We start from the raw sequence: 9017 nt of genomic DNA on the forward strand, positions 1-9017 counted from the left end.
ACCAGGTGCTGAACTGGATGAAGGAACGCGGGTTCGCCTTTGCGCGCGTTACCGCCTCGGCCCGAGTCGATTCGGTATTCAGTACGGCCGACGTTCAGTATGTGATCGAGCCCGGGCCCGTCACTCATTTCGCCGACGTCGTTATCGAAGGCAACACGTCCGTGGCGGACCGCATTCTGATTCGAGAACTTCCCTTTCGAAGCGGAGAGATCTACTCGAACAAGAAAGTTTCGCAAGGGCAGCAGGATATCTTTGGACTCCGGCTGTTCCGCGTGGCCCTGTCTGATATTCCGGATCAGCCCGTCGATAGTACGGTCACGGTACGATACCGGGTGAGAGAGGCAAAACTCCGGTTTCTTACAGGTCAGTCGGGCTACTCGCGAGAAGACGGCGTGGCACTGCAAGGTGAATGGCGCCACCGCAATTTTCTAGGCGCCGCTCGCAACTTCGCCGTGAGCACAATCGCACAAACCGGATGGCTCGCTAGCGCAGGCGACAATGTGACTCCGCGGCTGTTCAACTTCTCGGTGAGCATTGGTCAACCCTATCTGTTTTCACGCAGATTGTCGGGCAGTCTTTCACCATTCGTGCAGTTCGAGCGTGACCCGAATCTTCGGGAGAGTGGGCGCACACTTGGTATCAACCGGCGGGACGTCGGCTTCGTCACATCCGTCGTCTATCAGAAGTACACGTTCAGACCAATCTCGGTCGGTTACACGTTCGTTCGATCGCTTCAATACACATCTCAGCGCGAAGACGTGACCATCGAACAAAAGGACGTGTTCAACAAGAGCGTCCTGTCTCTTTCGGGGACGTTCGGGAAGCTCGACAACTACCTGAGTCCGAGAGAGGGGTACCTGTTTCAACCTTATGTCGAGAGCGCCGAGGCGCTGCTCGGATCCGCTATTGAGTACATCAAGCTTGGCACGGAGGCGCAGGCCTTTGTACCCATCACGAAGCGGTGGTCGATCGGAACAAGAATTCAAATCGGTCGGCTATGGCCACTCGAATCAACTCTGGAGCGACTTGACAGCGGAGACCCGCTGTTCGAAGACCGATTCGATCCGATTCTTTTCTATTCCGGCGGAGCTGTAGATGTACGCGGCTGGAACACCGGATTGCTTGGCGCCAAGACGGCGCGACAGGCCGGCGAGGAGGATACTCGAATTGTGTACGAAGCAGCCGGAGGACGAACACGCCTTGCCATCAACATGGAACTCAAGTACACACTTCCTGGATATGGCAGGAAGTGGCAGCTCGCCAGTTTCGCGGATGCCGGTCAGGTGTCGTCGCGCGAGGTGACCCTCACAGACGGATCGTCCGTAATCGTTGACGACGGTCGCATCCGGCTGAACAACATGTACTACGCGGTCGGAACCGGCGTCCGATACCGGACGCCGGTCGGTCTGGTAAGACTTGACCTCGCGTTCAAACTCAACCCTTCAACAAAGGACCTGCTATCGCCGGAGGACGCCTACAACGGCATCGATAACGAGAGATTCTCGCGGCGATTCAACCTCCACCTCAGCATCGGTCAGACGTTTTAGCTGTTAATGCCGAAACACGACATTCAACATAACAGCACCGAAGACGCGGGACTTCTGCCCGACGCGAAATCCCGCCGGTGGACACGAAAACTTGTTCGAACCTTTTTTCGTCTGACTCTGGCCGTCCTGACCATCATCATCCTGATGCTCCTTCTTCTGGAAGTCGACGCGGTGGTGGACAGCGGAGGGCGGTGGGCACTCCGGAAGTACAACCCGTTCGTGAATGCTGCGATGGATTTTCGTGAGGCGTCGGGCGGTGTAATGTCTGGCCTGCACGTGAGCGACGTATCGCTCCACGACGATGCCGGAGACACGCTGGTGTCGGTGGCACAACTGTCCGGAAAGATCGGACTGTGGCGCCTGCTGCGAGGGGAAGTCGCGCTTTCGGACGTTGACATTGAGCGGCCCCGGGTTGTCATGACGCAACTCCCTGACAGTTCGTGGAACCTGATCAACGTTCTGCCGGCTGATACGACAGACGAATCGACCCCACTTTCGATCCGGGGACTGACGCTGCTGTCGGGAACTGCCCGTGCATCGTTCTACAACCGTGATCGCGACTCAACGCTGCGAGTTCACGACCTGAACTTTGTTCTTCAAAACCTGCGGTCACCGGCGACAGCCTTTGACATTGACTCCGCGCGTGTTCGGTTTAGTCCTCCGGGCACCTCAGATACCGTAAAAGTCTTTCTGAGCGGCACGCTGAGGGATCGCGCTCTTGATCTGGTGGCGCTTGAATTGACATCGTCCGTAAGCGACCTGAAGGCGAGCGGACGGGTGGCCTTTACCGGCCAGGACCAGGATTTCCGGGATCTGGATTTCTCCCTGGCGGCCGCACCGCTGGGTTTTCGAGACATTCAGGCCTTCGTGCCAGATCTCAATCCGGATGCAACTCTCAATGCTGATCTGCAGATCGATGGGTCCTCCGACCTGCTGGATATATCCGGTGATTTCACGTTCGGAGATGGTGCGACGGTGGTGCTGCGCGGAAACGCGTCACCGCCATCGGCGTCTGCTCTCGCATATCGGTTTACAGCCCGTGTTGACGCCGTCGATCCGAACTACGTCCTGCGTTCAAAGGAGCCGGCGCAATCACGCCTGACCGCCGATGTGGATGTTGACCTCACCGGCACATCAATAGACGATTTGTCCGGCTACATCCGAATGGACATGGAGCCGTTTCGGTACGGCACCTTTGAGATATCCCCGGCAATTGTTGACGCCAAACTGGTTCGCGGCGAGCTCGACCTGCAAGCGGCCGGCACGGTGAACGGGTCGAGACTCTCGGTGAACGGCTCGGGCCGACCCCTGGATGACGCCCCCACCTATCGGGCTGCGGTCACTGTATCAGGCCTGAACGTAGCGCGGTTCGGGAGCGCCCGGGACAAATCGGATCTCAACGGACGAATGATACTGGACCTGCAGGGACAAGACCTGATGTCGATGAACGGGACAGCCCGAATGACATTGCTCCCCTCGAACTGGAATTCCGTGCCGGTGTCATCGCCGGCGACCAGCGCGACAATCCGCGACGGCGTGATTCGTGTTGCGACAGCGGGCTCAGTGGGCGACGGGCGATTCGATGGAGCCGGACAGATCGCGATGGACCCACCAATCGCGGTTGTCATCGACCGGCTCGCCGTGCAGAAGATCGATTTTACCGCCCTGTCCTCGGACACCACTGCGTCATCGGTGAGCGGCATCTTGCGGGGCACGTTGGAAGGACGAAATCTCGCAACGGCGCGCGGGGCCATCACGTTGAGCCTCGACACTACTTCTTACGGTGCCTACAAAGTGATATCCGGAGCCACGTCGCTCCAGATCGCGAGTGGTCAGGTGAACGGGACCGCAGCACTCAACATGCGTGGCGGCTCGATCGAACTCGACGGCGCCCTGCGGCCGTTTGGTCGCAGCCGAACGTACCAGATATCACGTGCACGATTCGATTCGGTGAACTACGCGGCGTTGACGGGCACCGACGCGTGGCAGACGAATCTCTCCGGAACCATATTCGGGCGCGCGACGGTCTCCGGAGGCAGCGCAACGGGACAAGCGACCGTCCAACTTGATACATCGCACGTCAATCAACAGGTTGTCGAGTCGGCGAGTATAGAGGCAACGCTCGTCGCAGGTTTAATGAGCGTGACGGTCGAAGCATTGACGCCGGATGGACTAGTGTCCCTCAACGCGACGGGACGTCCGCTGGACGAGATACCGAACGTATCGATATCGGATGGACGGTTCGCAGGCATAGAATTGTCAAGGATTCTGGGGACGTCGTCTCTGCGCACGAACCTGAATGGTTCGTTCAACGCGCAGCTGCGAAACTTCGAAATGGCATCCATGATTGCGACGGGCCAACTCGACGCTGACCAGTCGATCATCAATAGCGATACCATCCGCGCTGGCACGGTAGTGTTCGCGGCGGATTCCGGAACGGTCAACCTTCAGTCGACGGTCGAGCTGCTGGGCGGACAGACGCTGGTGAACGGATCGATCGAATTGGTCGGAGATCGCAAATTTGAGGTCGAAGGATCGATAGTCGGCATGAGTCCGACGCGGCTGGCGGGAGCGGATTCGCTCGAGTCGGACGTGAGTATGGATTTTGCATTTTCCGGCAGCGGTCTGGCGGGGCCCCGAACCACCGGCAAGGGTCGCCTGGAGGTCGGAAAATCCAGAATCGGCGACGTATCGGTCGATGAGGCGAGATCGGTATTCTCGCTCCAGGGAGGCATCCTCAACCTGGATACGCTTTCAATACAGTCCAACGTGGCGACGGTATCCGGTGGCGGACTATTGGTCGTCGACGGCGACTCCACGTCGCCCGGTTCTGACCTGAGGCTCAGCGCTGTGGTGACAGACCTGAGCCCGCTTCAATCGCTTGTTCCCGACGTGAATCAAGTCCTGGCGGACGGGAACGTGGATATCACGGTCAGCGGCGCTGCCGGTGACACACGCGTTCGGGTCGATGGTCAACTACATCGCGTCGCGTATGGAAACCTCCGGGTTGGCGAGATTCGTGTGCGGCTTGTCGGGCGACTCGAGTCGGACCTGCGCTTTATTGACGCAGAGGGGCGTCTCGAGGCCGTACAGGCTTCACTGCCCAACGTCGCGGCCCGAACTGCCCGGGTTGACGTCGCATATCGAGATGACGAGTTGCGCTTCGAGGGCCTCGCAGTCATCGACGACAAGACGGATGCAAGGGTGGCGGGCCATGTCACGATGGGCACAGATGCGCCCGTGTTGACGCTCGAGTCGCTCCGGCTCGGTCCGCCGAATCAGCGCTGGGAATTGCTCACCACCAGCACGGTGACGTTCGGTGATGAATACCGGATCAGCAATTTCCTGATGTATGCGGGCGATCAACAGGTGGCCGTGGACGGCTATGTGGATCTGGATGGTGAGCAGAGTCTCATCGTCAGTATCGAGTCGTTTCGACTGGGGGCCGTCACTGATCTTTTCGGCTATCAAGGTCTCGGCGGACGCATCAGCGGATTCATCGACCTCACGGGCAGGGCGGACGCGCCGCAGGTTCGGGGCTCACTTACGGCTGATGTTACGGCGCTCCGCAAACGCGTGGGAGACCTCTCCATTGATCTCGACTACTCGGACCTTCGCATGCAGGTCAACGCCCTGCTTCGAGATGATGACGGCAAGACCCTCGCACTCGATGGCTATGTACCGATCGATCTTCGGTTGTCGGTCCAGACCGACGAAGCCGGGCGGATCGCAGCTGGAACGAGCAAGCTCAGAGCGCTGGGAGAATCAGCACTGACAATTCAAGCCGATGGCTTTGCCATTGGGTGGGTCAAGCCGTTCCTCGATCCGACGCTGTTCTCAAACATCGGAGGTCGACTGACCGGCCGCGTCGACATAGGAGGGACCTTTGCAGATCCGACGCTCAACGGGTCCGCAACCGTATCGGACGGCCTGCTGCGACTCACTCAGTTCGGTGTGACGTACGCCGATATCCAGGTCGATTCCAGATTCGAAAACGATCTGATCTACCTGGACCGCGTCACGGCAACGTCTGGGCGTGGATCCCTGCTCGCGACCGGGTCCATCAGCTTGAAGGAACTTACGCTCGGCGATTTCGACATCAATATTTCCACCCAGGACTTCCTTGCAGTTGAGAACCGGGAATATCGCGCGGTCGCGGGCGCGAAGCTCGTCCTGGCCGGAAGCACGCGCCGTCCAACTCTCACCGGCACTGTCGACGTAGCCAGCGCCGACATCTATTTCGTCAAAGAAATCGAAGAATTTGAGCCGGTCGAATTGTCGATGCAGGATTTGCTGACCGTCGAGCAGCGCTTTGGGATCCGTCTTACGGAGCGTGACACGACAACGTTTGACTTCTACAGGGCGCTGTCCATGGACCTCACGGTCAAGATCAGCAGGGACACCTGGATTCGGTCAAAGAAGAATCCGACGATGGATATCCAGTTTACTGGAAACCTGGAGGTCTCAAAAAGACCGAACCAGGACGAACAGGCGTTCGGGTCGATCGAGGTACTGCCGGAGAGAAGCCGGATCGTGCAATTTGGCAAATCCTTCGCCCTCAAGAAAGGCAACCTCACGTATAACGGATCAATGGAAGATCCCGTGCTCGACATCGAGGCGGCATACGCGATACGAGCGTGGCGAAATCCGGAGAACGAGGTTACGATCACGCTGGCGGCAACCGGTAAGCTCGACGACCTGGATGTCGAGCTCAGCTCCGACCCGACCATGGAGTTGACGGACATTGTCTCGTACATCGCATTCGGCAGACCTGCCAGCGAGTCACTACATCTCGGAGGAGCCGGCAGCGGTGGCTCCCTCGCGACGGACATTGCACTGGGCCAGGTGGCCGGTCTCATCGAGGGCGTCGCCGGATCGGGCCTCGGTCTCGACGTCGTCGAGATTGAGCAGCAGGGTCTGGACACGCGACTGACAGCCGGAAAGTACGTCCATAGCAAGTTGTACCTGTCGATCTCTCAACCCATCTCGTTCGGCGGGTCCACCTCGGGTAGCACTTTCGGAAACAAGAGAGAAATCACCGCCGAGTTCGAACTGATTGAGAGTCTGCTGCTGCGACTTCTGACCAAGAGAGGAAGTATCAGCGTCAACCTGCTCTGGCAATATGCGTATTGACGTCGGGGAGGAGTCGAGCTGGACGCAATCTCACGAAAGACGAGAATGGATCGCATCTGATAGTGATATGAGAGAACGGTTGCGAGTCCGACGCGCATGCCGTTGATTGCTTTCGCTTGCCCCGAAAAATCAATCACAAAGTAAATGGAATCAGACGACAGGATTCGGCAGCTCCTGGTGGAGATCCGCGATGGACAACGAGAACAGATCGAGGAATATCGGAGAGTCGCCAATCACGCTCTCGAACTGCAGAAGACAGCGGTCGGTCGCCAGGAGTCGCTGGGACGTCTGTACAAAGGTGCCCTCGTGGTGGGCGCCATCATGGTCGTCGTCATTGTAATCATCATAGTCTATTTGCTCGGTATCCTGTTCCAGTACACGTGAGTACGCCGAACGCCGAGATCGTCACCTGCTGCTCGATCGGCTCTCTGCGCGACTGGCGCACATGAACCGGCGCGCCGATCTGCACGACCGCTGATTACCTGGAAACCAAAGTTTGGCCAACTCCGAAACGATAGCCCGTGAACGAGCCAGCATTTTCTTCGGCTTCATGATGCGAGCCGGCGATCTGGCGCTATTCGCCGCTGAATTCTTCAAGCGAGTCTGGAGAAGGCCGTTCGAGATGCGCGAGCTGATCAACCAGATGGACGAGGTCGGCACCAAAAGCTTGTTACTGACGTCTGTCACCGGGTTTTCGATCGGCATTGTCCTCGCGATGCAGAGCCGCGGCACGCTCATTCGATTTGGAGCGGAGGCTGTTCTGCCGAACATGCTGGCCCTGTCCGTCTTCAAAGAGATCGGACCCGTAATCACATCGCTGGTGCTGGCAGGTCGACTCGGGGCCGGCATCGGAGCCGAAATCGGGTCCATGCGCGTCACCGAACAGATTGACGCGCTCGAAGTGGCCGCTCTCAAGCCCTTTCACTACCTCGTCATCACGCGCGTCCTTGCCTGCATAATCGTCTTTCCTGTTCTGACGATCTGCACCGATACACTGGCAATGATCGGCGGCTACCTCGAATCCGTCCTCTCGACCGATATGGACTATCGAATATTCTTCAACACTGCCTTCGAGACCATACGTATTTCGGACCTTGTTGTGGACACAATGAAGACGTCCATCTTCGGCTTCATCGTTGCGATCGTCAGTTGCTATATGGGTTACAACGTACGCGGCGGTACGCGCGAGGTGGGACAGGCGGCCATGCACGCGGTGGTCGTGTCCGCGCTGCTCATTTTCATCGCGGACGTCGTAGTGGTCAGGATGTCACTCCTCATCTTCGGGGATATCTCCGGCTAACCCATGGCCACGGAGACCGATTCATATCCCCCAACCGTTGAGTCCCGGCCGCCTCCCGCGAATATCGTGGTTGACATCCGGGGGCTCTCAAAGGGGTTCGATGGCAAGGACGTCCTCAAAGGGATCAACCTCACTGTGGCGGATGGCGAATCTGCAGTCGTCATGGGCGGTTCCGGGACTGGAAAGAGCGTTCTTGTCAAGCACATCGTGGGGCTGCTGCGTCCAGACGCCGGCGAAGTGTGGGCGCTCGGCAAGCGCGTAGATCTTCTCGATGGTGACGAACTCGACGCTTTGCGGCTGTCGACCGGCTACGTATTCCAGGGGGGAGCGCTCTTCGACTCCATGACCGTCAACGAGAATCTTGGTTTCATTCTGGAACGGCACTCGACGTTCACTCGTGCCGAGCGCAACGATCGGATCGCTGAGGTTCTGGAGTGGGTTCGAATGCCCGAGAAGGGTCGGCAGTATCCATCGGAACTCTCGGGCGGGCAGAAGAAGCGAGTCGGTCTGGCCCGCGCTATCATACTGAAACCCGACTTGATGCTCTACGATGAGCCAACAACCGGCCTCGATCCGATTTCCGTTCGTACCGTATCCGACTTGATCGTGCGGCTACGCGACGAACGCGGCATAACATCGATTGCGATCACGCACGATCTGCTATGTGCAGAAATCATCGCCGATACCGCTCACTTTCTCTCCGACGGTTGCCTGGTCGCTTCCGGTGACCTCGAACACATGCGCGAGGAGGCGCACCCCGAGATTCGCAACTTCTTCGGTTCCTGACGGTTTTAGAAAATTGGCTTAATCGGGCGCGTCTTTCCTACTCTGCTTATGACCCGGCAAACACGAACAGGTATTCTTGTCGTTACGGGCGCGGCCCTCTTCATCTTCGCGCTCTTCGCTATCGCCAACCGGGCGTTCCTGTTCGGGGATACATTCGTTGTAGAGTCTCGATTCACCTCGGTGGCCGGACTGACGAGTGGTGCGGCCGTTCAGTACCAGGGCGTCAGTGTAGGTCGTGTCGACGCCGTGCG

The 9017-nt window shown here is 58.3% G+C and carries 6 protein-coding genes; all 6 read left to right on the forward strand.

The window, feature by feature from the left end:
- Positions 1 to 1547 (forward strand): BamA/TamA family outer membrane protein (locus HKN37_13390; GenBank protein ID NNE47642.1); only part of this gene is annotated, 1547 nt, incomplete at its 5' end.
- 6 nt (positions 1548 to 1553) lie between these two features.
- Positions 1554 to 6680 carry a translocation/assembly module TamB gene (locus HKN37_13395; GenBank protein ID NNE47643.1) on the forward strand — a complete coding sequence of 1709 codons (5127 nt, stop codon included), beginning with the start codon at positions 1554 to 1556 and terminating at the stop codon, positions 6678 to 6680.
- Between the two features lie 144 nt (positions 6681 to 6824).
- Entirely contained in the window at positions 6825 to 7064 is a 240-nt protein-coding gene (locus HKN37_13400) for a hypothetical protein (GenBank protein ID NNE47644.1), read from the forward strand.
- 166 nt (positions 7065 to 7230) lie between these two features.
- Complete coding sequence (locus tag HKN37_13405) at positions 7231 to 7980, forward strand: ABC transporter permease (protein ID NNE47645.1); 750 nt, start codon at positions 7231 to 7233, stop codon at positions 7978 to 7980.
- A 3-nt stretch (positions 7981 to 7983) separates the two neighbouring features.
- On the forward strand, positions 7984 to 8766 hold the full coding sequence (locus HKN37_13410; GenBank protein NNE47646.1) for an ATP-binding cassette domain-containing protein: 783 nt from the start codon (positions 7984 to 7986) through the stop codon (positions 8764 to 8766).
- 48 nt (positions 8767 to 8814) lie between these two features.
- On the forward strand, positions 8815 to 9017 hold a 203-nt coding region (locus HKN37_13415), incomplete at its 3' end, for an MCE family protein (GenBank protein NNE47647.1).

The organism is Rhodothermales bacterium (assembly GCA_013002345.1).
Taxonomy (GTDB): domain Bacteria; phylum Bacteroidota; class Rhodothermia; order Rhodothermales; family JABDKH01; genus JABDKH01.